We start from the raw sequence: 273 nt of genomic DNA, 5'->3' as shown, positions 1-273 counted from the left end.
AATGGTGACTCGTATGGGATTCGAACCCATGTTACCTCCGTGAAAGGGAGGTGTCTTAACCCCTTGACCAACGAGCCATGCTGTGTAAAAAGTATTGCTACGGAGAGAGAGGGATTCGAACCCTCGAGACGCTTGTGGCGCCTACACGATTTCCAATCGTGCTCCTTCGGCCAAACTCGGACACCTCTCCATATGGCTCCCCGAACAGGACTCGAACCTGTGACAACTCGATTAACAGTCGAGTGCTCTACCAACTGAGCTATCAGGGAATAT

At 51.3% G+C, this 273-nt stretch carries 3 tRNA genes; all 3 read right to left on the bottom strand.

The window, feature by feature from the left end:
* Positions 1-2 precede the first annotated feature (2 nt).
* A tRNA-Glu gene (locus C173_RS21700) sits at positions 3-77 on the bottom strand.
* Between the two features lie 23 nt (positions 78-100).
* Positions 101-190 (bottom strand) — tRNA-Ser (locus C173_RS21695).
* A 3-nt stretch (positions 191-193) separates the two neighbouring features.
* Positions 194-269, bottom strand: a tRNA-Asn gene (locus tag C173_RS21690).
* Positions 270-273 lie beyond the last annotated feature (4 nt).

Source organism: Paenibacillus sp. FSL R7-277, from assembly GCF_000517965.1.
Lineage (GTDB): Bacteria > Bacillota > Bacilli > Paenibacillales > Paenibacillaceae > Paenibacillus_AQ > Paenibacillus_AQ silagei.
The sequence above is the reverse complement of the archived record's forward strand: the minus strand, read 5'-3'. Positions and strand labels throughout refer to the sequence as shown.